Here is a 25468-nt window from a genome sequence, read left to right as displayed (position 1 = left end):
GATTTTAACAATTTGCGTCGGGTTTGTGAATGCACGGTCTATGTGGCAACCCGCCAGCGAATCGTGAACAGATGCTCGGTCTCCTGGGTTCCCTGGAGCGACTGTTCGATCAGCTCGAGGTATTTGTCGGCCTCGGCGCGGAGTTGCTTGCGCGTGCCTCGGAAGTCCTCGTCGGCATCTTCAGCCCGCTGCTCCCACTTCCTGGCTTCCTTCTTGTACCGAAGCTGCTCCATCGGATCATCGGCTAGACGGGCGAGCTTGCGCGCTTCCTTCTCCTTGGCGCGGTAGTCGCGGATGGCACCCTCGTGCTCGGCCTTGCGGTCCTGCTGGTTGCGGTAGAGCAGTTCCTCCTGCTGGTCGTAGTAGCGGGAGTTGCGGCCCTGGACTTCCTTCTCCAGCTCCGCCCGTCGTGCATCAAGGTGCGGCGTGAAGCGTGCCGCATCGATCGCCACGGGCTGCTCTCCAACCGAGATGCAGGCCAGGTCGAGGATGTCTGCGACGTATTCCTCGTCGAGCCACTGGCCGTCATCGGTCAGGGCGCCGGCGAGCATGTAGGACTCGGAGACATCCTCGTCGCGTGCTTTCATGCGGAAGGTCGCAACGCTGACGGTGAGTTCGCCGCTGGTGCCCTCCAGCGCACGAATCGCGCTGCTCACACGCTCCGACTGGCCGAGAGAGAACGTCAGCTCGCGTGCCGGGGTGTCGTGGGTCTTGGCGGTCTCAACGACGTGCTGGGCCAGCGGGCTCGCGTAACGGTACTGGTGGGCCTTCTCCAGCGGCTGGGACTTGAAGAAGTAGCGCCCGGTCGGCGCGTCCTTCACCGGGGTCCGGTTCAGCACGAAGGTGCGCCCGTCGCCCTCGAAGGTGGCGTGCTGGTCGAGTTCGTGCCGGGTTACCGCGAGCAGCAAGCGCTCGAACTTGTTGAGCACCTCGCCGGACTGCGTGTCGTAGGCCTTGAGGCGATCCTGGACGTGGGGGTCGAGGTTGTCGAAGACCTTCGCCTTGGCGCTGGCCATCTCGTGCGAGATCTCACTCGCGTACTGTGCCTCCAGCTCCCTGAACGCGGAGTCCAGCTCGTCGGCGGTTCTGCAGCGGGTGAGGATGTCGCTGATCGTCTTCTCGAAGTCCAGGCCGTCCTCGATGGCGCCGAGCACCTCGTCGCTTGCGCCGAAGACGCTGGAGAACAGTTGGAACTTGTTCGTCAGCAGCTCCAGGATGCGCTGTTCGGCGATGTTGCCCTTGTTCGAGAAGTTCACGACGACGACGTTGTGCTTCTGCCCGAAGCGGTGCACACGGCCGATGCGCTGCTCGACGCGCTGCGGGTTCCAGGGCAGGTCGTAGTTGACGAGCATCGAGCAGAACTGCAGGTTGATGCCCTCTGCCGCGGCCTCGGTTGCGATCATGATCGTGCCCTCAGCGCGGAAGTAGTCCACGAGCGCCTTGCGACGATCCACGGCGGCGATGCCGGTGATCAGGTCGCCGTCTCTGTTCTTCTCTAGCCATGCCTGGTAGATCGCGGTCTGCTCCGGCCCGTTGTTCGAGCCGTTGAACAGAACGAGGCCCTCGCCACGACCGGCCTCCCGCAGTGAGCGCGCGATGTATTCCTGCGTCTTGGTCGAGTCCGTGAAGATGATGGCCTTCTCGGGAGCGCCCAGTTCACGGAGCCGCTCGAAGCCGAGGTCGAGCGCCTCTCCGAGCTTGACCGCCTTCTGATTCTCGGTGATCGAACGGGCCAACGCCGCATACTCGCGTAGCTCCGCAACCTCGGCGCGCATCGCCTCCAGCAACGACTCGTCCAGCGGCACAGAGGAGCGGGCTTCCGTGAGTCCGCTGATCTCTTCGGCTTCCTCCAGCTCCTCGCTGGTGATCTCGTCGTCTACTGCGAAATCTGCGGCGACCAGACCACCACGGCCGTCGCGACGCTGCCCGGCGGCAACCTCATCGGCCAGACGGTTGGCGATGTTCTCAAGCGTGCTCGCGACCGCGTAAGTCGACGAGCCGAGGCGCTTGCGGATGATCAGGGCAGAGAGGTGACGCTGGCTGCCCGCGAAGGCGAACAGCTCGTCGCGCTGCAGGTAGTCATTCACCAAGTCGTAGAGCCGTGCCTCGTCGGGCGACGGGGTGAACTCAACCGTCAGCGGCAGGCGCTTCGTGAAATGGATGTACTTGTCCGCGTCACGCCGCAAGGTGCGCTTCGAGACGGCGGCGACACGCTCCACCAGGTCGTCGTCACCACCCAGCTCCCGGTTCTTGACGTACCGCTCCCGGAAGGCATCGAGCGAGTAGAAGTAGTCAGGGTCGAAGATCGACACCAGCCCATACAGCTCCTCGAGCTTATTCTGCAGAGGCGTCGCCGTCAGCAGCACCGTCTTGTGTGCGCTCTTGACGATATGCGCCACCGCCTCGGCAGCCTTCGTCTTGCCCGTCCAGTAGTTGCGCAGCCGGTGCGCCTCGTCCGCAACCACCAGATCCCACGCCTTCAGCAGCGACGTCTCGTGCCGGAGCGCGAACTCATACGAGCAGATCAACACCTGCGCCGAACGACCACCCGCAGCAGCAAGCAGCGCGTCCTTCGACTTTGGGTCAAGGATGGCGGACGGGATCAGGAACTTCTCGTAGAGTTCCTGCTGCCACTGCTGCCGAAGGCTCGACGGGGCAACGATCAGAATCCTGCGGCGGCGTTCCGCCCAGTACTGCGAGATGACGATGCCCGCCTCGATCGTCTTACCGAGACCCACCTCATCAGCAAGGATCACGCCCGGCAGGAACGGAGTCTGCAACGCGAACAGGGCGGCGTCGATCTGGTGCGGCTTCGGCTCCACCTGGGCGTCAAACAGGAGCCCGGCAAGCTTGCCGACGTGATCGTTCGCGTAGCTACGCTGCAGCTCGTGCGCGTAGAACTTCGCCTGGTAGTCCGTGAGTGGGGAGGCCATCAGCGCACCCCCTGGGCAGGGCGTCGCGAGCACAACGAAACCGCGGCGGCCTGGTGGCCGTCGCGGCGGGATGGTCGTGCTGCTCTGCGCTTCATCGGGTTGTACTCCTCCGCGCCGAGGGCGCGTCTTAAGTTGTTCTCATAGTGCCGTGTCCTACGGTACCGGCGGCCTCCGACACTGCTAAGGTGCCGCGCCGCTCGGGCGGGTCGGGGTGTCGCAGGCGGGAGCCGGACGGCTCGACCGGGACGCTGCGATCTACCTTCATGTCTCTCATAATCCGCAATTTTCAGGAATGGGAATATCGCTATCCGTCCAAGAATTGCCTGATGATAAACCATTTCAACATTGTCTCAGTGACCGATTCGGGTTATATTCCGAAGCGGTAATGCGTCTGGCTTTCCACCACACCATCCCAAGTCTTTCTGCACCCTCGCTGTTCGAGGGGGTGACTTCGGAGCCGCCCGGTAGTGCGTCTGGTTCCGGATCTCTCACCAGTCGGTTGGTTCCTCTTCGGAGCGATGGTGCTCCTGATCCTGACCTACCTCTATTTCTGGTGGATGGTGGTCAAGGCCAGTGCCCACAAGCATGTCTCTCGTGAGAAGGTGACCAACCGGAAGCTCACTGCGTCTCTCGCTCACGCGAAGCGCAAGGGGAACACGCATCGCTTCCTGATCCAGATCACCACCAAGGGCGGCGCGCGCTCCGTCGTCCAACGCGGCATCGACAACGTCCTGGCGGGCGTTGCCCGCTATCCGGTGCTGCAGAAGGTCGTCTGGGTGGAGATCATCACCGAGGACGCCGACGAGGTCGCCGCACTCCAGACCCGCTACCGCAACGCCGTCATCCCGGTGACGCCGTTCCTGCTGCCCACGGACTACCGCACCCCGAAAGACACCCGTCTCAAGGCCCTGGGCCTAGCCTGACTTCGTGGACACCTGGATTAGCGGGATGACAGGATTCCGCGGGAAGAGGTGTCAGATGGCAGGACCGAGGAAGCGTCGTTCATTCACGGCGGAGTACCGGGCCGAGGCGGCTGGTCGGGTGATCGAGTCGGGGCGGCCGGTGGCGCACGTGGCCAGGGAACTGGGGCTGGGTGAACAGCTGCTGGGTAAGTGGGTTCATGCTGAACGGGACCGCCGGGCGGGTGAGCCGACCGGCGAGTTGAGCCCCGACGAGCGGGCCGAGTTGAAACGGCTGCGTAGTGAGGTCACCGAACTCCGCCAGGACCACGAGTTCTTAGGAAAAGCGGCAGCCTTCTTCGCGTCGAAGCCACCCCGTCAGAGCGGTTTGAGCTGATGGCGCAGGAGAAGGCGAACTTCGAGATTTGTCGGATGGCCAGGTTGTTGCGAGTCTCGCGTTCTGGCTACTACGGCTGGGCCTCGCGGCGGGATGCCGGGCCGGGTCCGCAGGCAGGGCGCTGGGCGGTGCTGGATGAACGGGTCGGTGGCTACTACACCGCCTCTGACGGGGTGTATGGGGCTCCGCGGGTCACCGCCGATCTCCACGACGCCCGCGTGCAGGTGGGCCAGAAGACGGATGCTGCTTCGATGCGTCGGCAAGGCCTGGAGGGGATCTCGCCGCGGATGTTCACCCCGGTCACCACCATCCCGGGGGTTTCGACGCACCGGATCCCGGACCGGGTCAACAGGCGGTGGGACACCGCGGAGTTGAACCGGGTCTGGATCTCCGACATCGCCTACCTGCGCACCGGGGGAGGCTGGCTGTTCCTGTGCGCTGTCCGTGATGCCTGTTCCCGCCGTGTGCTGGGTTGGGCGATGGATGACCATCAGGACGCGGACTTGGTGGAGCGGGCGTTGCGGACCGCCAACACCCTGCGGGGCAGTTTCGAGGGACGGGTGGTGTTCCACGCAGACCGAGGCACCCAGTACACCCCGCCCGGCTGCACAGGGCTGCGACCGAGTTGGGGATCGACCAATCGATGGGCCGCACCGGGGTGTGTTTCGACAGTGCGATGTCGGAATCATTCTTCGCCACCTTGAAGACCGAGTTCTACGACCGCAGGAAGTGGCCCACCCGGGCCGAGGCCCGCCGAGCGGTGGCGCGCTGGATCGAGGTCGTCTACAACCGCCGACGCAGGCACTCCGCGATCGGATACGCCACCCCGGTCAACTACGAATACCAGCTCACCAACAACCAAGTTGAATCATCACTCAAGGATCAAGCCGCGTAAGCGGGACGTGTCCACGATTTGCGGTCAAGCCCACCACACGGGTTTCAGCCAGGTTTCACGCGGGAATCGGTGCGGAGAAAGTTGTGGAGCATAGGGGACTCGAACCCCTAACTTCCACCTTGCAAAGGTGGCACTCTACCAATTGAGTTAATGCCCCGAGACTCGGCAAGTATAGAGGAAATCCGCCACTTGGCGAATCAGTCGGTGGCCTGCTCGTCGCCCGTGATGGGAGCGGTGTTCACGTCCGGGATCCCATCCTCGTTCTCGTCCGTGGTGCGCTGGCGGCGCGCGGAGAGGCGCAGCGCGACGGCCGCCAGGGTCGCCGCGATCGCCGTGCCGATCAGCACCGCCAACCGCGCCCCGGCCGACTCAGCGGAACCCGTTGCGAACGATAGGTCCGCGATCAGCAGCGACACCGTGAACCCGATGCCCGTCAACAGCCCCACAGGCAGCAGGTCGCGCACGCCGATGGCGTCGGGCAGCCGCAGCGGGGTCAGCTTTGTCACGAGCGCCGTCGTCCCCATCACGCCGATGAGCTTGCCCAGCACCAGGGCGCACACGATGGCGACGACGACCGGCTGGCCGAGGATGGCCCCGGCATCGGCGCCGACGACGGTGACGCCGGCGGAGAAGAACGCGAAGATCGGCAACGCGATCCCGTTGGACCACGGCGCGACCTTCTCCACGTAGTGCTCGGTGCGCGGGTGCCGCTCCCCGAAGACGACGAGCGCAGGCACGGTGAAGCCCATCAACACGCCGGCGACGGTGGCGTGCACCCCCGAGGCGTGCATCGCGGTCCACGCCACCAGGGCGATGGGGATCAGCGCCCACCACGGCGCCGGCTTCGTCCGCACCGCCACCCCGAAGGCCGCCACCGCGGCAAGCGACACCGCCAGCCACAGCACGTCGATCGATTCGGTGTAGAACACGGCGATCACGGTGATGGCCAGCAGATCATCCACGACGGCGAGCGTCAGCAGGAACAGGCGCAACGCCTTCGGCAACCCGCGCCCGAAGATCGCGAGCACGGCCACCGCGAACGCGATGTCGGTCGCCGTCGGGATGGCCCATCCTCCGACGGCGCCCCGGTCCCCCATCGCCAGCACGATCGACACGAACACGGCGGCGGGCACCACCATGCCGCCCACCGCGGCGATCATGGGGACGGCCGCCAACCGCAACGACCTGAGCGAACCGGCGACGAACTCGTGCTTGAGTTCCAACCCGACGGTGAAGAAGAAGATGGCCAGCAGCCCGTCGGCCGCCCACTTGGCCAGCGACAGGTCCAGGTGCAGCGCGGCCGGGCCCACCACCGTCGAGCTGAGCCCCTGATAGACCTCGCGCCACGGGCTGTTGGCCCACGCGAGACCGAGCACGGCCGCGACGATGAGCAGCAGGCCACCCGTGGTGTCGCGCAGGACCCATTCACGGAGGCGGGTGCCCGCAGAGGGGGGAGCAGGCTGAGCGGTCATCGGGTACCCCTAGCGAGTCGGACGCCTCGCGCGGCAACGCACCGCAGCGCCGCCGACCAGACTTCCCGGCTCACCAGGGGCCGAGTCTAGCGGGGATCAGACGATGTCTTCTGCCTTCATCCGCTCGGCGGAGGCGGCCGCATCGGTGGTCTCCTCTTCGGCGGCGACCTCGGCGGCGATCCGCGCCCGGTAGTTCTCCTTCTCCTTCTCGGTGCGCTCCGCGTCCCAGCCCAGCACCGCGGCAGCGATCTCGGCGACCTCGTCCACCGCAGCAGCACCACGGTCGCGAGCCTCGGAGTTGAGCCGCACGCGGGCGATGAGGATGTCCTCCAGGTGCAGCGCACCCTCGACGGCGCACGCGCGGTGCACCTCGGCCTTCAGGAACTGCGGGGCCGACGCGAGGGGCTCGCCCATCGACGGGTCCTCGTCGATCACGGCCAGCAGCTCAGGCAACTCCGAGCCGTACCGCGAAATGAGGTGCTTCATCCGGTCCTCATCGAAGCCGTACTTCGAGCCCAGCCGGCCGGCCTGGTTGCGCACCGCGTCGAGCCCGTCGCCGCCCAGCAGCGGCAGGTCGAACGTGACCGACGGGCGCTTCTTGGCCTCGCCGCCCAACGCGAAGTCGACGGCGTCCTCGGCCATCACGCGGTAGGTGGTCAGCTTGCCGCCCGCGATGGCCACCATGCCGGGGATGACCTCGGTGACCGTGTGCTCGCGGGAGACCTTCGTCGACTTGGTCTCGTCGAGCACCTTCGGCTGCAGCAGCGGGCGGAGGCCGGCGTAGGTGCCGATGATGTCGTCCTTGGTCAGCGGCCGCTCGAGCACCTCGTTGGCGTGCGCCAGCACGTAGTCGATGTCAGCCGACGTCGGCACTGGGTGCTTGAGCTGCTCGTGCCACGCGGTGTCCGTGGTGCCGATCACCCAGTAGTGCTGCCACGGGATGATGAACAGGACGGACTTCTCGGTGCGCAGGAACATGCCGGAGGTGGCCTTGATCCGCTCGCGCGGGATGACGATGTGGATGCCCTTCGACGCCAGCACCTTCAGGCCGCCGGTGCCGCCGGCCATGTCCTGCGTCTCCTCGGTCCACACGCCGGTGGCGTTGATGATCTTCTTCGCCCGGATGGTCAGTTGCTCGCCGGTCTCCAGGTCCTCAGCCTCGATGCCCGACGCGTGCCCGCGCTCGTCCTTCAGGATGGCGGTGACCTTCACGCGGCTGGCCGCCTCGGCACCGTACTTCGCGGCCGTGCGGATCAGCGTGATCACCAGGCGCGCATCGTCGACGCGGGCATCGTAGAACTCGATCGCGCCGGTCAGCGCGGAGGGCTTGATGTCCGGGAAGCGACGCATGGCGCCCTTCTTCGACAGGTGCTTCTGCACCGGCACCGTCTTCTTGAACCCGGCGCCGGCCACGGCCAGCGCGTCGTACATGCCCACGCCGACGGCGGAGTAGGCCCGCTCGATCACCGGGGTCTTCAGCGGCCACAGGAACGGCTGCGCCTCGACGAGGTGCGGCGCGATCCGGGTGAGCAGCCGGCCGCGCTCCTTCAGCGCCTCGGCGACGAGCTTGAAATCCAGGTTGTAGAGATAGCGCAACCCGCCGTGCACCAGGCGCGACGAGCGCGACGACGTGCCGGACGCCCAGTCCTGGCCCTCGACGACGGCGGTGCGCAGGCCGCGGGCGGCTGCGTCCAGCGCGATGCCCGCACCGGTGACGCCGCCACCGATCACCAGGACGTCGAAGGTTTCGGCCTGCATCGCGGCCAGGGACGATGTGCGTTGTTCGGGGGTCAGCGCGGTCATGAGGAGGCTCCTTTGCTCTTGACCCCACCTTCGCGCGCTTGCACGTTAAGAGCAAGGTCACTGCACGTTCGTGCACAATACCGTCTAGGATGAGGACGAGGTTGCACTGAAGAAGCCATCAAAGTCGCCCTGACAGGGGGTTGCCCATGGGCACCGACACCGCGTTGCTCCTGCGCGTCGCCCAGCTCTACTACGTCCAGTCCGAGACGATGGACGCCATCGCCCACCAGCTGGGCGTCTCGCGCTCCACCGTCTCACGGCTCCTCAAGGAGGCCCGGGAGCGCGGCCTGGTGCGCATCACCATCGCGGATCCGGACCGCCCACTGAGCCGGATCGCCGAGCTCTTCCGAAGGTTCTTCCACGTCGACGCCCACCTCGTACACGTCCGGCCCGGCGCCAGCAACATCATCCGCCTGGACCAGGTGGCCCGCCTCGCCGCCGCCGTCGTCAGCGAGGCGGTCTCCGACGGCGACATCGTGGGCATCGCCTGGGGCACCACCACCTCGGCGATCGCCTCGCACCTCACGCCCCGCGACCTCAGCGGGGTCACCGTCACGGGCCTCAACGGCGGAGCCAACTCGCAGACCACCGGCCTGCCGTACGTCGGCAACATCCTCCACCGCTTCGCCCACGCCTTCGGCGGGCAGGAGCAGCTCATGGCGTTGCCGGCCTTCTTCGACGACCCGGCCACCCGCGAGGCCATGTGGCGCGAGCGCTCCACCCGCCACATCCTCCAGGTGCGCGCCAGCTGCAACGTCGCCCTCTTCGGCGTGGGCGGCGTCGACGCGGAGCTGCAGAGCCACGTCTACGCCTCCAACTACCTCAGCGCCGAAGACCTTGAGGCCCTCACCCGCGACGGCGTGGTGGGCGACGTCTGCACCGTGATGCTCCGCGAGGACGGCTCCTACCGCGATCTCGCCATCAACCGGCGGGCCACCGGCATGATGCCCCACGAGCTGCAGCGCATCCCGCGGCGCATCTGCGTGGTCAGCGGGCTGGCGAAGGCTGCCCCCGTGCTGGGCGCGCTGCGCGCCGGGGTGGCCACGGACCTCGTCATCGACGAGGACACGGCCCGGGCCGTCCTGCACCGGATGAACCCCGGCCTCAGGCTGTCCTGACGCGCTCTGCAGCAGCGCGCACAGTGGCACCGTTTCTTACCCCCATGGGGGTGGCGGCAGTAGGGTGGGGGCCATGTCCGATTTCATCCTCACAGACGTGACCGATGGCATCGCCCGCATCACCCTCAACCGGCCGCAGGCGATTAACGCCCTGACGCACGACATGATGACGGCGATCTACGAAGCCCTCGCCTCCTGGAACAAGGACGACGACGTCACCGCCGTCGAGATCGCCGGCGCAGGCGAGCGCGGCTTCTGCGCCGGCGCCGACGTGCGCGCGCTCTCCGAGGTGGTGGCCGACGGCGGCACCTTCCTGCCGTTCCTCGAGACCGAGTACGCCGTCGACATGCTGATCGCCAACTACCCCAAGCCCGTGACCAGCTTCATGCGGGGCGTCACCATGGGCGGCGGCCTGGGTCTCGGGGGCCACGCTGATCGTCGCATCGTCTACGCGGACACGGTGATGGCCATGCCGGAAACGAAGATCGGTTTCTTCCCTGATGTCGGCATCATGATGCAGCTGTCCCGTGCGGGGGCGATCGGCAAGCACATCGCGCTCACCTCCGCCACGTTCAGCGGCGGCGACGCGCTGCTCCTCAACCTCGCCGACGAATCGGCCGACGGCCCGCTGCCCGCGCCGCTGTTCGACGCCACCTGGATCCAGGAGTGCTACGAGTCCGACGACGCGGTGGAGATCGCCCGCGCGCTGGAGTCGCACCCCGACGAGGCCGCGCAGCAGGCCGGCCGCGACCTCCGCGCCCGCTCCCCCTTCGCCGTCCACGTCGCCCTGCGCGCCCTGCTGCGTGCCGAGTCGCTGCAGCTGTCCGAGGTGCTCAACCAGGACCTGCGCCTGGCGGAGCGCACCATCCCGGTCGACTTCGTGGAGGGCGTCCGCGCGCTCCTCGTCGACAAGGACAACAACCCGCAGTGGCGGTGGAAGACACTCGAAGAGGTGCCCAGGGAAGAGGTCGACGCGGTGTTCGCCTACCGCTCCAGCTGGAACTCCTGACTGGCCCCTGAGCGTGAGCGCCAGCGCACAAAGAAGCCGGCCCGTCGAGATGACGGGCCGGCTTCTTGGCTGATGAGCGCCGAGGCTTACTGCTGGTCCTCGGACGACAGCGTGGTCTCCCACAGGAGCGTGCCGTCGTTGTTGTAGTACTCGTAGCGGGCCTTCTGCGTGGGCAGCACGCCCTCGGCGGCCATGGCGGGGAACACCTGGTTGTACGCGGCGTCCTCGAGCTGCGGGCGGCTGGCTTCCAGCTCGGGGACGGCCTCCTCGCCCAGCTGGTTGGCGAAGTGGTAGATGTAGACGACGGTGTCGGGCTGCTCGGCCTCGATGCGGATGTCGTCGTACACGCCCGGGTACATGTCGTAGAGCTGGTCGACGGCGGGCTGGGCCTCGGCCACCACGCGATCCAGCGCGCCGGGATCAGCCTCGCCGGCGCCATCGTTGGTGGGAGCCTCAGCGGTCTCCTCGACGGCGGGCTCCGTGGTCTCCTCGACGACAGCCTCGGTGGTCTCGACGGCTGGCTCCGTCTCGACTGCAGGCTCGGTGGTGGCGGTGACGGCGGTGGTCTCGGTGGCGACCGTGGTGTTGTCGCCGTCGTTGTCATCGTTCGCGCAGCCGCTGACCAGCAGGATGCTGGCGGCGACGAGGGCGGAGATACGGTGGAGCTTGCTCATATAGGAGCCTTCCTGTGGTTGTCATGGGCCCGAAGGTCCCTGGCTATCAACGACTGTAACGCCTAGTGGGGTCACCTTCGCAAGACGAGCCGCCACCCCCGCGCGGTCCGGGGCGCCGGATCTTGGCCCCTCGTCATAGGATGGGGCGAGTCCCCGAACCCCAGGAAGTTGCATGTCCGAGATCCACGACGTCATCATCATCGGCTCCGGCCCCGCCGGCTACACCGCCGCCATCTACGCGGCGCGCGCCAACCTGAAGCCCGTCATCTTCGAGGGGGCGCTGGACTCGGGCGGCGCGTTGATGAACACCACCGAGGTGGAGAACTACCCCGGCTTCGCCGAGGGCATCGACGGCCCGGATCTCATGATGGAGATGCGGAAGCAGGCCGAGCGTTTCGGCGCCGAACTGATCACCGACGACGTGACCGCCGTCGAGCTGACCGGCGAGGTCAAGGTGGTCAAGGATTCCGACGACAAGGAGTACCGCGCCAGGACCGTGATCCTGGCCATGGGTTCCGGCTACCGGCGCCTGGGGCTGCCGGATGAGGACCGCCTCTCGGGCCGCGGGGTGTCCTGGTGCGCCACGTGCGACGGCGCGTTCTTCCGCGACAAGCCCATCGCCGTGATCGGTGGTGGCGACTCCGCGATGGAGGAGGCCACGTTCCTGTCGCGCTTCGGCTCCAGCGTGGTGGTGGTGCACCGTCGCGACGAGCTGCGCGCCTCCAAGATCATGGTGGACCGCGCCATGCGCGACCCGAAGATCAACTTCGCGTGGAACAGCACCGTCAAGACCATCAACGGCGAGAACTCCGTGCAGTCGATCACGCTGACCGACACCGTCACCGGCGAGGAGCGCGATCTGGAGGTCAACGGCGTGTTCATCGCCATCGGCCACGATCCCCGCTCGCAGCTGGTGGCAGACCAGGTGCACCTGGACGCGGAGGGCTACGTGCTCGTCGAAGGTCGCGGCACGGCCACGAACCTGCCTGGCGTGTTCGCCTGCGGCGACCTGGTGGACCACACCTACCGTCAGGCCATCACCGCCGCGGGCTCCGGCTGCTCGGCCGCCCTCGACGCGGAGCGCTACCTGCAGGCCCTCGAGGACGCCACCCCCGCCGTCTGAACCGCCCGGTTTCGACACTGCTCGCTGCGCTCGCAGGCTCAACCAATGAACGCGGTCGTGTCGAAACCAACGGTCCGCAGAAACCCGTAAGCTGACACGGCAAGCTTGACGGGAAACCCACCGGGTTTCCCACGCGCTGCGCCGCTGGTTCTTGACGGGCAGCGGCGCAACCCGACCTGATCGTGAACGGAGATTGAGATGCCTATTGCCGATGTGACCGAGAAGACGTTCGCCGACGAGGTACTGATGGCCGGCGGCCTGGTGATCGTCGACTACTGGGCCGATTGGTGCGCGCCCTGCAAGCAGATGGCGCCCATCCTCGACGAACTCGACGCCCAGTACGGCAACGTGAAGTTCGTGAAGGTCGACACCAACGCCAACCCCAACCTCGCCGCCCAGCAGGGTGTGCTGTCCCTGCCCACGCTCCAGTTCTTCCAGGGTGGCCGTGTGGTCAATTCCCTCTCGGGCGCCAAGACCAAGAAGGCGCTCACGAAGGCCATCGACGAGCTGGTCTGATGACTGAGCCCAGCGGCGACATCACCCCCTCAGAAGGCTGGAAGAAGGTCTCCCCCCAGCCTGCTGAGGGGGCGGGGCCGCCCATGCCCGGCTGGGTGAAACCTGCCCTGGCTGCGGGTGTCGCCGTCCTGATGCTCGGTGGCGGGCTCATCGGTGCCGAACTCGGCGACCCCGGGCCGAGGCCGGGCCCGTCCATTGAGCCGACGCCCACCCCCACGCCGGCGTTCGCGCTGGAGCCCCCCGTCGTGGTGGACGATCTCGTGCGCGGCCAAGTCAACGAATCCACCGGACCGGCGCCCGCCAACCAGCAGATCGTCCAGGCCGATTACACCGATGGTGAGCACACCGTCGTGCTGGTCCTCACCTGGCCGGAGCCCAACGTGGCCGATTTCCTGACCAACGTGGCCATCGAGGCGGCGCAGGAGACCAGCCCCGGCAGCGGAATCTACTGTGGCGTCTCGGAAGACACCGGTGAATCAGCCTGCGCGCACGTGATCGACGAGGTGGGCATCCTGCTGGCCTCCGTCACCCAACAGCCCAGGAGCGCGGTGGCCGAAACCCTGGAGCGCATCGAGGAGGAAATGGGCCAGTGAACGAGCGCCATGACACCCGGCTCGACCGGTTCGTCGACAACTACTCGGAGCGCACCAAGGGCATGCGCGTCTCCGCCGTACGGGCGCTGTTCGCCGTGGCCAACCGGCCGGAGATCGTGTCGCTGGCAGGCGGCATGCCCAACATCAAGGACCTGCCCCTCGGCGACATCGCCGACTCCATGGCGGAGATGATCCGCACCCGCGGCACGCAGGTGATGCAGTACGGCTCCGGCCAGGGCGAGCCCGAGTTGCGCGAGCAGATCCTCGACGTGATGGCGCTCGAAGGGATCACCGCGCATCCCGACGACGTGGTGATCACCGCCGGTTCGCAGCAGGGCCTGGACATGGTCACCCGCATCTTCTGCGACCCCGGAGACGTGGTGCTGGCCGAATCGCCGTCGTACGTGGGGGCCCTGGGCACCTTCCTGAGCTATCAGGTGGAAGTGGTGCACGTTCCCTCAGACGACGAGGGCCTCGATCCGGTCGCGCTACTGGAGACGGTGGCGCGCGTTCAGGCGCAGGGCAAGCGCATCAAGTTCCTCTACACGATCCCCAACTACAACAACCCCTCCGGGGTGACGCAATCGGCCCGGCGTCGCCTCGACATCGTGGCTGCCTGCCGCGCCGCCGGCGTCCTCGTGGTGGAGGACAATCCGTACGGGCTGCTCGCGCTCGACGCCGAGCCCATCCCCGCGATGCGTGCCGAGGCAGATGACGTGATCTACCTGGGCTCGTTCTCCAAGACCTTCGCTCCAGGGTTCCGGGTCGGCTGGGTGCTCGCCCCGCACGCCGTCCGCGAGAAGCTGGTGCTGGCGCAGGAATCAGCCACGCTGTGCCCGCCGGTGTTCAGCCAGTTCGCCATCAGCAACTACCTGGCCAACCACGATTGGAGGGGCCAGGTGGTGGTGTTCCGCGACATGTACCGCGGCCGCCGCGACGCGATGCTGGACTCCCTGGCGGAGGAGATGCCGGCCGGCACCTCCTGGACGCATCCCGCGGGTGGCTTCTTCGTGTGGGTCACGCTCCCCGAGGGTCTCGATTCGCAGGCGATGCTGCCGCGAGGGGTCGACGCCAGGGTCGCGTTCGTGCCGGGCAACGCCTTCTACGCCGACGGTCAAGGCGCCCGCAACGTGCGGCTCTCGTTCTGCTTCCCCACCGCGGAACGCATCCGCGACGGCGTGCAGCGCTTCGCCGAGGTGGTGCGCCGCGAACTCGACATGATGGACATCTTCGGCGTCCACACCTCCTCCCCCCTTGAACCACGACGCCCCGCGGGCCCGGGCCCCAACCTGAGTTGACAAGGAGTTATGCCGTGAACGTCATCGTCATCGCAGGAGGTCTCAGCCACGAGCGGGACGTGTCATTGCGCAGCGGTCGACGCGTGGCCCAGGCGCTCCGCGACGCTGGGTGCGCCGTCGTCGAGACCGACGTCAACGCTGACCTGGTGGAGCTGATCCGCGGCACCGACAACCCCGTCGTCGTGCCCATGCTGCACGGCGGGCTGGGCGAGGACGGCGCCCTGCGCGAGGTGCTCGAGGTGCTGGGCGTGCCGTTCGTGGGGCCCACCGGGGCGGCTTCGCGGCTGACGTTCGACAAGTCCATCGCCACGTCGGTGGTGACCGCCGCCGGGCTGGCCGCGCCGCGCCAGATCGCGCTGCCCCATGACATCTTCCGCGAGCTGGGCGCCCCCGCCCTGATGGAGTCGATCGGCCAGCAACTGGGCTACCCGCTCATGGTGAAGCCGGCCCGCTCGGGCTCGGCGTTGGGTGCCACCAAGGTCGACGACGCGGCCTCGCTGCCCAGCGCGCTCGTCGCCGCCTACGCCTACGGGCCCGTGGCGGTGATCGAGCAGTACCTGGAGGGCACCGAGGTCGCCGTCACGGTGCTCGACGAGGGTGACGGCCCCGTCGCCCTCCCGCCGGTGGAGATCCGGCCGGAGAGCGGAGTCTACGACTACGAATCCCGCTACACCGCTGGCGCCACGCGCTTCGTGACCCCGGCCGAGTTACCTGACGACGCCCTCGCCGCGGCGCAGGAGTTGGCGGTCAAGGTGCATCAGGCTCTCGGGCTGCGTCACCTGTCCCGCGTGGACATGATGGTCACCGCCGACGGGCCGGTGTTCTTCGAGGGCAACGTGGCGCCGGGTATGACCGAGACGTCGCTGGCGCCGCTGGCCTTCGAGGCTGCCGGCCGAGACCTCGGGGAGGTGTTCGCCTCGCTCCTCGCGCAGGCGAACGCGTCGTGAGCGTCCGGGCCAAGCAGGCCGTCGCCATCGCGGTGGGCTTGGTCATCGCGGCGGTGATGATGTGGCTGGGTGTGTGGCAGATGTCGTCCTACGAGGAGTCGACGCGCGACGTCTCCGCCGAACGCGCCGCCGAGCCCGCCACGCCGCTGGCCGACGCCGTCTCGGCGGACGGCGAGGTCCAGGACGTCTACGGCAAGCGCGTCACGTTCACCGGCGAGTACCTCCCGGAGTACGAGGTCACGGTGGGCGAGTCCGCGCCGTGGCGGGTGCTGACGGCGATGCGGCTGGAGGACGGGCGCCACATCGCCGTCGTGCGCGGCGCACTGGATCCGGCCTCCGTCGAGGACGGCATCCCTGCACCGCCCCCCGGCGTGCACGATGTGGAGGCCATCTTCCTGGCGCCCGACCTGCCTGGCGACGGCGGGGGCACCGAGGTCGCCGACATGCGCACCGTCCGGATCCAGGAACTGGCCCAGGAGTGGCCCTCTCCCCTGATCGGGGGCTATGTCACGCTCCACGGGTCAGACTCGGAAGCCCAGGGCCTCGCCGAGGCCGAACTTGTGCTACCCGCGGCCGAGGGGTCGCCCACGCACCGCGGCTACGCGCTGCAGTGGTGGGTCTTCGCCACCGGCGGCATCGCCTTCGGCCTGTACACCGCGCACCAATTGGGCAAGGACGAGAAGAAGAGGCTCGCCAAGACCCCCGCTGATTGAGCCGGTCGCTCCGAGGACTCCCCGCAATCGGTCCCTGAGCGTGCCCCGCGAGGAACGAGCCGGGCACGACGAAGAGCGCCCGCAGCGTGTCCGACGCCTGCACCACAGACTGCAGTTCACACCCCGTGCTGCGACTCACTCCTTGCGATGGTCGCCTTCACGTTCTTCGTCGCGAAGTGCTCTGCCACGAAGCTGAGGAACGGCACGGTTCCTGCTGCCATGATCATCAGGAACCACTTGATCGACCACTGCACCCGCCGACCGAGGTCGTAGGCGGTGATCAGAAGCACGGCGTAGAGCCAGCCGTGCGGAATCCCCGTCCACGTCACGACGCGGCCGTCGCTCCAGATGTACTTCAGCGGCATGCCCACGCACACGAGGATCACCAGCAGGATGCCCACCAGCCAGGCCATGACGCGGTAGCGCGTGAGCGCACCCTTCACGCCTGCGATGTCCTCCTCGTCGAGGACGACGACGTCCTCTGCCGGAACCGCGTCCTCCACCATGCTGTCCTGCCCATCGGCAGGCATATCGTCCTGTCTATTTGTCGACATAACTTCTTATCTCTTTGCTGTCTTAGAGTCTTACAGGTTTGGATGCGGCCATCAGATGCTCCGACCCTCGAGAATGGCCATGATCCTGTCCAGGTCCTCGCCGGAGGCGAACTCGATGGTAATCCTGCCTTTGTTGCGCCCAATGTTGACCTTCACCCTGGTGTCGAAGTGATCGCTGAGCTGCCCCGAGATCTCGCGTTCCCTCTCGCTGGGCATCTTCGGACCACGCGGGGTCGAGGTGCGGCCGCTCCCCCGCTTCTTGCCCAGTGCGACGATCTCCTCAGTGGAGCGCACGGACAGCCCTTCTGCGATGATCCTGTCCGCCAGGAGTTCCTGCATCTCGGCGTCCTCCAGGGACAGCAGGGCCCGGGCATGACCGGCGGAGATGGTGCCGGCAGCAACCTTCAACTGCACGCGTTCCGGCAGGTTCAGCAGGCGAAGAGTGTTGCTGATCTGTGGCCGGCTACGGTGGATGCGCTGGGACAGCACTTCCTGCGTGCAGTTGAAATCGTCGAGCAGCTGCCCGTACGCGCGGGCCTCCTCGATGGGGTTCAGGTTGGCGCGGTGCAAGTTCTCCAGGAGGGCGTCGCGGAGAAGGTCCTGGTCCTCGGTTCCCCGCACGATGGCAGGAATCGTCTTCTGCTTGGCCAGCATACTGGCCCGCAGACGTCGCTCCCCCATGATCAGCTCGTACGAGTCCTTACCCACGGGCCGCACCACCACGGGCTGGAGCACGCCGAACTCCCTGATGGAGTCGGCCAACTCCGCCAGGTCATCCTCATCAAAGGAAGTCCGGGGCTGTTGCGGGTTGGGAGCGATCTGTGTGAGTGGAATCTCAAGGAACTGGGAGCCGTCCTTGAGCTCCGGCGCCTGGTCGCCGTCGGTACGGGCGAAGAGGTCGCCCAGTCCCCTCCCCAAGCCGGTGTTCTTGGCGGCCATCAGTCATTTGCCCTCTCTGCGCGGTTGGCGATCTCTTCAGCGGCCTGTTGATACGCCACAGCGCCTACGTTCTTCGGCTGGTACGTCATGATCGTCTGCCCGAAGCCGGGAGCTTCGGCGATTTTGACCGAGCGCGGGATCTCCACGCTCAGCGTTTCGTTGGGGAAGTGACGACGCACTTCGTCGGCCACATCCCGCGAAAGGTTGGTGCGGGGATCGAACATGGTGAGCAGGATGGTGCTGAGGAACAGGTCGTCGTTCAGGTTGCCCTTGACCTTGTTGATGGTGCGCATGAGGTGCGACACGCCCTCGAGCGCGTAGTACTCGGTCTGGATCGGCACCAGAATCTCAGTGGCCGCGACGAGCGCGTTCAGCGTGAGTAGCCCAAGGGACGGCGGGCAGTCGAAGAAGATGTAGTCGACGCCTGATTCGTCAATGTAGGTCTGAATCGCGTCGCGCATGCGCATCTCGCGGCCGCGTTCGTTCACGAGTTCGAGTTCCGCCATCGCGAGGTCGATCGCAGCGGGCAGTACGTGGAGGTTGGGGGAGTGCGGCGAGTTCTGCGCATGCTCGATGATCCCGACCTGCTCAGTCAGCACCTCGTAGGTCCCCTTAGTGCCCGGCGCATGCTCGACACCGAGCGCCGTGGAAGCGTTGCCCTGGGGGTCAATGTCGATCACCAGCACGTTGAGGCCGCCGAGTGCCAGTGCGGTAGCGACATTGACCGTCGTCGTGGTCTTCCCCACGCCGCCCTTCTGGTTTGCGACAACAAACACACGCGGCTTTGCCGGGCGGGGAAGCGTCGGCTTCGGCTCTTCGAACTCGATGAACTCATCGCCATACTCGTCCTCGACGGAGATTTCGCGGCCCATCGCCCTACGGGGCTGTGCAGACGTTTCACGTGAAACATTGCTGTGGTCCTTCCACAGTTCATGCTCGTCCGTGACAGGCTTGCGTTTGCGGAAGAACAACGCCATCGAGAGGCCTCCTTGGGGTTCAGGTGAACTCTACCCAACCCGTCGGACAGACACGATTCGGTGGCCGTTTCACGTGAAACACCGCGCTTGTGCTGGGTCCATCCCCACACACAGCACAGGACGCGTCGACACGAAGGACCTCCGCATTCAGTCCCTGAGCGCTCGCCAGCGAGCTCCTGTCCGGGAGCCATGCGCTTGCGAGGAACGAGCAGTGCGTCTGGTCGAAGGATGCGAGCCAGCGAACGACGAAGGGCCCCCGCAGCCGATCCATCACCTCATCCATAAGAGTTAAGCTCCTAGTCACGCCCTACAAGGCGGCCGATCCACCGCGGAGCAACCCTCAGATCTTTGAACAGGCGTCAAACTCGCTGCACCCGAATGGCCCGCGTGCCCTCAACCTCAGGTGCTGCCTGCAGTTCAATCACATCGGCCTTGAGCTTGCTCGCCTTCAGGAGCTTCGAGGCGTTCCGGATCTCGTCCTCAGCTGATTCGCCCTTGAGTGCCAGCAACGATCCACCCGGGCAGAACAGGGGAGTGGTCCAACGCAGCAACTTCTCAAGGGGTGCGACCGCTCGGCAGACCACCACGTCAAAGGTCTCGGTGACGTCCTCGGCGCGCCCCCGCAACACGACCACCCGATCGTCAAGCCCAAGCTCCTCAATGGCCAGTTCGAGGAACTTCGCGCGGCGCTTCAGCGACTCAATCAGCGTGATCTGCAGATCAGGCCGGGCGATAGCCAGGGGAATCCCGGGAAGCCCGGCGCCGCTACCGATGTCAGCCACCGTCACGCCTTGAGGCAGTGGATCCACCAATGCCAGCGAGTTGCCGATGTGCCTCTGCCATAGCCTGGATCCCTCCCGCGGCCCCATCAGGCCCCACTCCAAACCTCGAGATGCCAATATATCGACATATCGTTTTAACTCTTCCTCGGCATGCGGATATACCGAAAACAGTGTCGCGGCTACGGCATCTTCCGCGATCGAGGCGTCGTGCTCCATGGGCTCCATGACTCCAACCATGCCACCAACACGCGCCTGTATGCACGCGGACGACCTCTCAGGTGAAGGTGAATGTTTCACGTGCAACAACCAGCGCTTGGGCGTGCGTCTCAGGCGAGCCGTGGACGCTGGCACTTCAATCCCTTGCCACTCCCAGCGACACTCAACGCAAGCGTCGCTGTGTACTGAGCGACGACGCGACCCCCCCGCCAACCCTGAGAGCGTCGCGCCCGCGACGCTGGTTGAGCCTGCGAGCGCAGCGGGCAGTGTCGAAACCCCTCCAGCGCTGGTTGAGCCGCTGCCCGCCCGGAACGAGAGGCGTAGCGTGTCGACATCCCTACAGCGTCTGGTCCCTGAGCGCGAGCGCCCGCGCGAACGACGAAGGGCCCCGCAGCATGTCCAGCACCTGATCCACCGCCCGGGTCGCCGTGGGGAAGGGGCCGGCCCCCGCCCGAGTGGAGCCCCATCGGCCGGTGCGTGGTTCGCAGGATCGTGGTTCCGTCTGTGACGCGGACACCGGCCTCTCCCCGAACGCCCGCCTACCCAGCGCCGTTCTGAGCCGCGCTCTGCGACGAAGTAGCGAACGCGTGACGAAGTAAATCCGCCCCTTCCCCACGGCTCACACCCCCAGCGCCCCAGGGAAGCGCTGAACAACTCCTCGTTTCCTGAGCCGGGCGCCCCGCGCCCTGTCGCTTGTGCTGAGCCAGCCGCGAGGAACGAGCGACTGGTCGAAGTAAAGGACGGGCGAGTGTCGATTCAAGCCCTGGTCACGCTTGGCGCCCTTCAACCAGCCGCGGGGGGCTGGCTCAGGGACCGCGATAATCAGCGCTGCCCTAGAGCGTCAGTCGGGCACCTGTGGTCGGCTTCAGTTTAAAGGAGTGGCCGGGGGCGGGGGGATGCAAGTACGCGCGCCGAGCCCGGACCCCACCCAGGAGTTGTTGCCCGGCAACACCGACCATCTACGGAGTACCCCGCCACCGGACACGACGGCAACAACAGCGGCCACGGTTTCGGCAACACCTCACAGCACCTCAGTGTGTGAAGCAGTCTCTGATGGGGTTCTAAGAGGGTGGGTCGGGCGTTGCCGAAGACGGTCACCCCACCCCAGACCAGAACACGCACAGTGTGACCGCCTTCGGCATGGGCGGCGAAGGCCCCCATCAGACACTGCGGCACCAAGCTGGGGACCAGGTGTCAGACACGCTGCGGAGACCCTTAGTCGTTCGCGCGGGCGCTCACGCTCAGGGACCAGACGCTGCAGAGGTTTCGACACTGCTCGCTGCGCTCGCAGGCGCAACCAACGCGGGGCGCGAAGCTCAGCGGCCTCTCAGTCGGCCTTCTGGACTACCACGCGACGGTTCGGCGGCTCGCCCTCGGACTCGCTCACCAGACCGGCAGCGGCAACCTCGTCGTGGACGATCTTGCGCTCGTAGGCGTTCATCGGGGCCAGACGCGCCTGCTCCCCGGTCTCCTGCACCTCGGCGATGGCGTCCTTCGCCAGGGCGATGAGCTCGGCTCGGCGGCGTGCGCGGAAGCCCGCGACGTCGACCATCAGGCGCGAACGGTTACCGGTCTCGGTCATCACGACGAGGCGGGAGAGCTCCTGCAGGGCGTCGAGGACTTCGCCGTCCTTGCCCACCAGCTGCTCGGAATCGGTGTCGATCGCGATGTAGGCGCGACCCTCCTGCACGGAGTTCTCGATGTCGCCGTCGAGGTCCGCGATGTCGAGGAGTTCCTCGAGGTAATCGGCGACGAGGTCGCCCTCGGCGAGCAGATCGGCGTCGTTGTCGGCCATCTGTGTTTCCTTATCTGTCGAATAAAGCTGGGTGGCCGCGAGCGTTCAGGTGCTCCCGCTCTAGGCCAGGTTGGGTCTACTTCTTGCGCTTGGAGCGGGGCTGCTGGCGCGGCTGCTGCCGCTGCACGATGCGGCGCCCGTCCTCTGTCGTGCGGACAGTCTGCCGGGTCACCTGCTGACGCGTCACCTTAGGCGCCTCGTCGACGCGGGTGGAGCCCTCTGCGTCCTCGGATCGGGCGGCGGGCTTGCCGACGGCGCGCGAGGTGGAGTTGGCCTTGTTCTTGCGGCGCTTCTCGGCGCGCTGGCGAACCACCTCGTCGGGATCCAGACCCTTGGCCTTCATGCGCTCCTCCCAGTCGATGTAGGCCGGGGTGTTGGGCGCGGGGTTGTTCCGGATGAGGATGGCCTGCTGCACCATGGTCCACACGTTGGACGTGAGCCAGTAGACGAGCACGCCGATGGGGATGAACGTGGCCGACATGGCGTAGACGACGGGGAAGAAGTACAGCATCATCTTCTGCATCTGCGCGGCCTGGCCGGTCTGCGACTCCGGCGGCATGTTCTTGCGCATCAGCTGCAGCTGGGTGACGAAGAAGACACCCACCATGGCGACGACGAGCAGGATGCCGAGGATCTGCGTGGCGCCGAAACTCTCGATGGGGAAGATGCGGTCTGCGAGGCCGGCTCCGAAGATCTCGGAGTTGCGCAGCGACTCCACCAGGTGCGGGTTCTCACGGAAGAAGTGGCCGCGGGGGGTGTTGTCCGCCACGCCCTGCAGCACGCGGAACAGGCCGAGGAAGATGGGCATCTGCAGCAGCAGCGGCAGACACGACGCCATGGGGTTGACGCCCTCTTCCCTGTACAGCTTCATGGTCTCTTGACCGAGCCGTTCGCGGTCGTGGCCGTACTTCTTCTGCAGCTCGGCGACCTTGGGCTGCATGAGCTGCATGTTGCGTGCCGAGTTGATCTGCTTGACGAACAGCGGGATCAGCAGGGTGCGGATCACCACGGTGAGCATGATGATGGCCAGTGTCCACGTCACGCCGGAATCTGCGCCGAACAGGGGGGTGAACAGTCGGTGGAACAGCACCACCAGGCCGGAGATCACCCAGTAGATGGGCTGCATCATCGCTGACAGCAGACCGTAGAAGCTGTCCCAGATGTTCAGCTGGACGAACAGATCGAGCATTAAGCCACCTCAGCTTGGAGCGACGCCGCACCGGGCGTCGAGCTTTGCGAATTCTCCCGGGCCCAGGCTTCTGCCTGGGGTGTACCGGGAACATAGTCGACGCCGCCCTGGCTCCACGGATGGCAGCGGGCGATTCGACCAATGGTCAGGGCGGAGCCTTTGAGGGCTCCGTGGGTTTCCAACGCGGCCAGCCCGTAGGCCGAGCACGTCGGGTGGAACTTGCACACGTCTCCATAGATGGGCGAGATGAACCGGCGCCACATCTTGACGAACCAGATCAGCGGGTACCTCATGCACCGGCCTTCCGGAACGCCCTGTGCCAGGCGTCGGTGAGGTCGTTGGCGACGCGGCCGGGTTCGACGGCGGCGCCAGGTAGTGCCCGCACCACGACGTCTGTGGGGAATGGGCTGGTCATCTCGGCGGCCAGATGGCGGAGGCGACGCTTGACGCGGTTGCGGGTCACGGCGTTGCCCACCTTCTTGGAGACAACAAAACCCACCCGGGTGAACTCGGGTGGATTGTGCTGGGGGTGCCTCACGTGCACCACTACTGTCGGCGTTGCCGCTCTCGAGCCGTGCCTGACGGTGATGCCAAATTCGCCGGGCCTCTTCAGGCGCTGCGATTTCGGCAGCACGTGATCAGGCCGACAGCTCGACGCGACCCTTACGACGACGGGCGGCCAGGATGGCGCGGCCGGCGCGGGTGCGCATGCGGGCGCGGAAGCCGTGGTTGCGGCTGCGGCGGCGGTTGCTCGGCTGGAACGTGCGCTTGCTCATGGGATTGACTCCCTCAGTTTCGAAGGTGACGCTGCCCGGGGCGCCGGGCAGGGGGAAGTGTTCGCCGAAAATGGCGACTGGTCAACGATACGTGGATAACCCTTTGTTCGCCAAACCGGAACAGGGGTGACTGAGCAACCAAGCAAATTACATGATTGTAGTCCAGCCGACACACCGGGAAACCGTCGATTCGCCTTGCGAGAATGGCTTCTGGGTACTAGTTTCAATGCTCTGTCCCCACGGGTTATCCACAGGTGGGGGGCCTTCGCTTTATCCGGGGGAGAGTTATACCCTTCTGTGGACAACTCTGTGGACGCGACGTGACTGAGGCGGTGGATCCGCCGGGAAGTGGGTGAGGTGAATCAATCACCGACGCCGGACCTGGCGGTGCTCTGGGAAGACGTGATCACCTCCGCAGATCTGCCCAGCCGCGCATGGTTGCGCCGCACCCTCCCCGTCGACATGCACGGTTCGACGCTCATGCTCGCCGTCGGTGACGAACCCACCCGTGAACGGCTCGAGACGAAGCTGCGTCCCCAGATCGAGGGCAGGCTGAGCGAGTTGTGCGGCAAGCCCACGCACCTGGCGGTGATGATCAATCCGGAGCTCGTCCCCACGGAGACGGCACCCGCCCCGCCGCCGCCGGATGAAATGCCCCCGCAGCCCATGCTGCCGCGGTCGAAGCCGCAGGAGGTGCGGCTGAACCCACGCTACACGTTCGAGTCGTTCGTCGCGGGCTCGTCGAACCGCTTTGCCCACGCCGCCGCGGCCGCCGTCGCGGAGACGCCGGGCAAGTCCTACAACCCGCTGATGATCTACGGCCCCTCCGGCTTGGGGAAGACGCACCTGCTGCACGCCATCGGCCACTACGTGACCAGCTATTACGAGAACCTGCGCGTGAAGTACGTCTCCACCGAGGAACTCACCAACGATTTCATCAACGCAATTTCCAACAACCGCACAGCGGAGTTCCGTTCGTCGTACCGCGACGTGGACGTGCTGCTGGTTGACGACATCCAGTTCCTGGAGTCGAAGATCCAGACGCAGGAGGAGTTCTTCCACACGTTCAACACGTTGCACAATGCGCAGAAGCAGATCGTGATGACGTCGGACCGGCCGCCGAAGCTGCTGGAGGCGCTGGAGCCCCGGCTGCGGTCGCGGTTTGAGTGGGGCCTGATGACCGACATCCAGCCGCCAGACCTCGAGACCCGCATCGCCATTCTGCGCAAGAAGGTGGCGCAGCAGCGGCTGACCGCCGGCACGCAGGTGTTGGAGCTGATCGCGTCCCGGATCCCGACGAACATCCGCGAGTTGGAGGGCGCCCTCACCCGCGTCGCGGCCCTGGCCAGCCTCAACGCGCAGGAGATCACCGAGGAACTCACGCAGCAGGTGCTCAACGACCTGATGCCGGAGGACGCGGCCCCCGTCGACGCGCAGACGATCATGGAGGCCAGTTCGCGCTACTTCGGCATCACCCTGGATGATCTGACGGGTTCCAGCCGGGTGGCCACCATCGCGTCGGCCCGCCAGGTGGCGATGTACCTGTGCCGGGAGATGACCGAGTTGTCGCTGCCGAAGATCGGCGCCAAGTTCGGCGGCCGCGACCACTCGACGGTGCTGCACGCGGTGCGCAAGATCACCGAGAAGATCGGCGTGGACCGCGACCTGTACAACCAGGTCACGGAGCTGACCAACCAGATCAAGCAGGCCTGAATCCAAGCCTGTTGACCCCGCACCTTGCCGTTTCCTGAGCTGGGCGCCCAGCGCCCGGTCAAAGGACGGGTGATTATCCCTGTGTGCCACGCTGAGGGCTCTTCCAGCAACCGCTCCTTCGATCGAACGCGCCGTGC

General features: G+C 66.4%; 22 protein-coding genes, 1 tRNA gene and 2 pseudogenes. 11 read left to right on the top strand and 14 right to left on the bottom strand.

The window, feature by feature from the left end; all coding sequences use genetic code 11:
• Nucleotides 1-38: 38 nt before the first annotated feature.
• Nucleotides 39-2933 carry an SNF2-related protein gene (locus BN1186_RS10075; RefSeq protein WP_040283840.1) on the bottom strand — a complete coding sequence of 965 codons (2895 nt, stop codon included), beginning with the start codon at nucleotides 2931-2933 and terminating at the stop codon, nucleotides 39-41.
• A 518-nt stretch (nucleotides 2934-3451) separates the two neighbouring features.
• Here BN1186_RS10075 and BN1186_RS10070 point away from each other — a divergent pair.
• Nucleotides 3452-3856, top strand: coding sequence for a hypothetical protein (locus tag BN1186_RS10070; protein WP_040283839.1), 405 nt, complete (start codon nucleotides 3452-3454; stop codon nucleotides 3854-3856).
• Nucleotides 3857-3911: 55 nt separating this feature from the next.
• Nucleotides 3912-5124 (top strand): annotated as a pseudogene (locus BN1186_RS10065) (IS3 family transposase).
• Between the two features lie 84 nt (nucleotides 5125-5208).
• Here BN1186_RS10065 and BN1186_RS10060 read toward each other — a convergent pair.
• From BN1186_RS10060 to BN1186_RS10050, 3 genes are all read right to left on the bottom strand, one after another.
• Nucleotides 5209-5281 (bottom strand) — tRNA-Ala (locus BN1186_RS10060).
• Between the two features lie 40 nt (nucleotides 5282-5321).
• Nucleotides 5322-6596: a Na+/H+ antiporter NhaA gene (gene nhaA, locus BN1186_RS10055; RefSeq protein WP_040283838.1), complete on the bottom strand. Its 1275-nt coding sequence runs from the start codon at nucleotides 6594-6596 to the stop codon at nucleotides 5322-5324.
• A gap of 96 nt (nucleotides 6597-6692) precedes the next feature.
• Nucleotides 6693-8399, bottom strand: coding sequence for a glycerol-3-phosphate dehydrogenase/oxidase (locus BN1186_RS10050; RefSeq protein WP_040283837.1), 1707 nt, complete (start codon nucleotides 8397-8399; stop codon nucleotides 6693-6695).
• 146 nt (nucleotides 8400-8545) lie between these two features.
• On the opposite strand from BN1186_RS10050, the gene BN1186_RS10045 reads away from it, so the two are divergent.
• The gene (locus BN1186_RS10045) at nucleotides 8546-9517 is read left to right on the top strand and encodes a sugar-binding transcriptional regulator (RefSeq protein ID WP_040283836.1); all 972 of its coding nucleotides are present in this window, start codon (nucleotides 8546-8548) and stop codon (nucleotides 9515-9517) included.
• A 73-nt stretch (nucleotides 9518-9590) separates the two neighbouring features.
• Nucleotides 9591-10526, top strand: a complete 936-nt coding sequence (locus BN1186_RS10040) for an enoyl-CoA hydratase/isomerase family protein (RefSeq protein WP_040283835.1) — start codon at nucleotides 9591-9593, stop codon at nucleotides 10524-10526.
• 86 nt (nucleotides 10527-10612) lie between these two features.
• Here the strand turns inward: BN1186_RS10040 and BN1186_RS10035 are convergent, their stop codons facing one another.
• Entirely contained in the window at nucleotides 10613-11200 is a 588-nt protein-coding gene (locus BN1186_RS10035) for a hypothetical protein (RefSeq protein WP_040283834.1), read from the bottom strand.
• Nucleotides 11201-11372: 172 nt separating this feature from the next.
• Here BN1186_RS10035 and trxB point away from each other — a divergent pair, with 172 nt between their 5' ends.
• From trxB to BN1186_RS10005, 6 genes are all read left to right on the top strand, one after another.
• Nucleotides 11373-12323, top strand: a complete 951-nt coding sequence (gene trxB, locus BN1186_RS10030) for a thioredoxin-disulfide reductase (RefSeq protein WP_040283833.1) — start codon at nucleotides 11373-11375, stop codon at nucleotides 12321-12323.
• Nucleotides 12324-12521: 198 nt separating this feature from the next.
• Entirely contained in the window at nucleotides 12522-12839 is a 318-nt protein-coding gene (gene trxA / locus BN1186_RS10025; protein WP_040283832.1) for a thioredoxin, read from the top strand.
• Nucleotides 12839-13432, top strand: a complete 594-nt coding sequence (locus BN1186_RS10020; protein ID WP_040283831.1) for a hypothetical protein — start codon at nucleotides 12839-12841, stop codon at nucleotides 13430-13432. Before trxA ends, BN1186_RS10020 begins: the two co-directional genes overlap by 1 nt.
• The gene (locus BN1186_RS10015; RefSeq protein WP_040283830.1) at nucleotides 13429-14730 is read left to right on the top strand and encodes an aminotransferase-like domain-containing protein; all 1302 of its coding nucleotides are present in this window, start codon (nucleotides 13429-13431) and stop codon (nucleotides 14728-14730) included. Before BN1186_RS10020 ends, BN1186_RS10015 begins: the two co-directional genes overlap by 4 nt.
• 14 nt (nucleotides 14731-14744) lie before the next feature.
• A complete protein-coding gene (locus tag BN1186_RS10010; protein ID WP_040283829.1) occupies nucleotides 14745-15677 on the top strand; it encodes a D-alanine--D-alanine ligase family protein in 933 nt (310 codons plus the stop codon).
• Entirely contained in the window at nucleotides 15674-16390 is a 717-nt protein-coding gene (locus BN1186_RS10005) for an SURF1 family protein (RefSeq protein ID WP_040283828.1), read from the top strand. The genes BN1186_RS10010 and BN1186_RS10005 overlap by 4 nt, the downstream gene beginning before the upstream one ends.
• Nucleotides 16391-16506: 116 nt before the next feature.
• Here the strand turns inward: BN1186_RS10005 and BN1186_RS10000 are convergent, their stop codons facing one another.
• From BN1186_RS10000 to rpmH, 9 genes and pseudogenes are all read right to left on the bottom strand, one after another.
• Entirely contained in the window at nucleotides 16507-16920 is a 414-nt protein-coding gene (locus BN1186_RS10000) for a DUF3817 domain-containing protein (RefSeq protein WP_246043286.1), read from the bottom strand.
• Nucleotides 16921-16995: 75 nt separating this feature from the next.
• Nucleotides 16996-17883: a ParB/RepB/Spo0J family partition protein gene (locus BN1186_RS09995; protein ID WP_040283827.1), complete on the bottom strand. Its 888-nt coding sequence runs from the start codon at nucleotides 17881-17883 to the stop codon at nucleotides 16996-16998.
• Nucleotides 17883-18860, bottom strand: coding sequence for a ParA family protein (locus BN1186_RS09990; protein WP_040283826.1), 978 nt, complete (start codon nucleotides 18858-18860; stop codon nucleotides 17883-17885). Before BN1186_RS09990 ends, BN1186_RS09995 begins: the two co-directional genes overlap by 1 nt.
• A gap of 359 nt (nucleotides 18861-19219) precedes the next feature.
• Entirely contained in the window at nucleotides 19220-19858 is a 639-nt protein-coding gene (rsmG, locus tag BN1186_RS09985) for a 16S rRNA (guanine(527)-N(7))-methyltransferase RsmG (protein WP_040284039.1), read from the bottom strand.
• A gap of 1327 nt (nucleotides 19859-21185) precedes the next feature.
• Nucleotides 21186-21653, bottom strand: a complete 468-nt coding sequence (locus BN1186_RS09980; protein ID WP_040283825.1) for a Jag family protein — start codon at nucleotides 21651-21653, stop codon at nucleotides 21186-21188.
• A gap of 76 nt (nucleotides 21654-21729) precedes the next feature.
• A complete protein-coding gene (yidC, locus tag BN1186_RS09975; RefSeq protein ID WP_040283824.1) occupies nucleotides 21730-22842 on the bottom strand; it encodes a membrane protein insertase YidC in 1113 nt (370 codons plus the stop codon).
• 62 nt (nucleotides 22843-22904) lie between these two features.
• Nucleotides 22905-23126 (bottom strand): annotated as a pseudogene (gene yidD / locus BN1186_RS09970) (membrane protein insertion efficiency factor YidD); the annotation flags it as partial.
• 5 nt (nucleotides 23127-23131) lie between these two features.
• Complete coding sequence (gene rnpA, locus BN1186_RS09965; protein WP_040283823.1) at nucleotides 23132-23476, bottom strand: ribonuclease P protein component; 345 nt, start codon at nucleotides 23474-23476, stop codon at nucleotides 23132-23134.
• A gap of 4 nt (nucleotides 23477-23480) precedes the next feature.
• The gene (rpmH, locus tag BN1186_RS09960) at nucleotides 23481-23618 is read right to left on the bottom strand and encodes a 50S ribosomal protein L34 (RefSeq protein WP_040283822.1); all 138 of its coding nucleotides are present in this window, start codon (nucleotides 23616-23618) and stop codon (nucleotides 23481-23483) included.
• 357 nt (nucleotides 23619-23975) lie between these two features.
• Between rpmH and dnaA the strand changes: the two genes are divergently transcribed.
• Nucleotides 23976-25331 (top strand): chromosomal replication initiator protein DnaA, encoded by a 1356-nt coding sequence (dnaA, locus tag BN1186_RS09955; RefSeq protein ID WP_246043285.1) that lies wholly within the window; start codon nucleotides 23976-23978, stop codon nucleotides 25329-25331.
• The last annotated feature ends 137 nt before the right edge of the window (nucleotides 25332-25468 follow it).

Origin of the sequence: Tessaracoccus massiliensis, from assembly GCF_000826065.2 — a bacterium.
Taxonomy (GTDB): domain Bacteria; phylum Actinomycetota; class Actinomycetes; order Propionibacteriales; family Propionibacteriaceae; genus Arachnia; species Arachnia massiliensis_A.
This window is presented reverse-complemented; position numbering and strand designations above follow the sequence as displayed.

What these genes read in the sequence shown, in the direction of transcription:
- BN1186_RS10075 (WP_040283840.1), bottom strand. Translation starts at nt 2,933, where the DNA reads ATGGCCTCCCCACTCACGGACTACCAGGCGAAGTTCTACGCGCACGAG.
- trxA (WP_040283832.1), top strand. Translation starts at nt 12,522, where the DNA reads ATGCCTATTGCCGATGTGACCGAGAAGACGTTCGCCGACGAGGTACTG.
- BN1186_RS09990 (WP_040283826.1), bottom strand. Translation starts at nt 18,860, where the DNA reads ATGGCGTTGTTCTTCCGCAAACGCAAGCCTGTCACGGACGAGCATGAA.
- BN1186_RS10070 (WP_040283839.1), top strand. Translation starts at nt 3,452, where the DNA reads ATGGTGCTCCTGATCCTGACCTACCTCTATTTCTGGTGGATGGTGGTC.
- BN1186_RS09980 (WP_040283825.1), bottom strand. Translation starts at nt 21,653, where the DNA reads ATGGCCGACAACGACGCCGATCTGCTCGCCGAGGGCGACCTCGTCGCC.
- BN1186_RS10045 (WP_040283836.1), top strand. Translation starts at nt 8,546, where the DNA reads ATGGGCACCGACACCGCGTTGCTCCTGCGCGTCGCCCAGCTCTACTAC.
- BN1186_RS10000 (WP_246043286.1), bottom strand. Translation starts at nt 16,920, where the DNA reads ATGCCTGCCGATGGGCAGGACAGCATGGTGGAGGACGCGGTTCCGGCA.
- BN1186_RS10035 (WP_040283834.1), bottom strand. Translation starts at nt 11,200, where the DNA reads ATGAGCAAGCTCCACCGTATCTCCGCCCTCGTCGCCGCCAGCATCCTG.
- BN1186_RS10040 (WP_040283835.1), top strand. Translation starts at nt 9,591, where the DNA reads ATGTCCGATTTCATCCTCACAGACGTGACCGATGGCATCGCCCGCATC.
- BN1186_RS10020 (WP_040283831.1), top strand. Translation starts at nt 12,839, where the DNA reads ATGACTGAGCCCAGCGGCGACATCACCCCCTCAGAAGGCTGGAAGAAG.
- BN1186_RS10050 (WP_040283837.1), bottom strand. Translation starts at nt 8,399, where the DNA reads ATGACCGCGCTGACCCCCGAACAACGCACATCGTCCCTGGCCGCGATG.
- yidC (WP_040283824.1), bottom strand. Translation starts at nt 22,842, where the DNA reads ATGCTCGATCTGTTCGTCCAGCTGAACATCTGGGACAGCTTCTACGGT.
- trxB (WP_040283833.1), top strand. Translation starts at nt 11,373, where the DNA reads ATGTCCGAGATCCACGACGTCATCATCATCGGCTCCGGCCCCGCCGGC.
- BN1186_RS09995 (WP_040283827.1), bottom strand. Translation starts at nt 17,883, where the DNA reads ATGGCCGCCAAGAACACCGGCTTGGGGAGGGGACTGGGCGACCTCTTC.
- nhaA (WP_040283838.1), bottom strand. Translation starts at nt 6,596, where the DNA reads ATGACCGCTCAGCCTGCTCCCCCCTCTGCGGGCACCCGCCTCCGTGAA.
- rpmH (WP_040283822.1), bottom strand. Translation starts at nt 23,618, where the DNA reads ATGAGCAAGCGCACGTTCCAGCCGAGCAACCGCCGCCGCAGCCGCAAC.
- rsmG (WP_040284039.1), bottom strand. Translation starts at nt 19,858, where the DNA reads ATGGAGCACGACGCCTCGATCGCGGAAGATGCCGTAGCCGCGACACTG.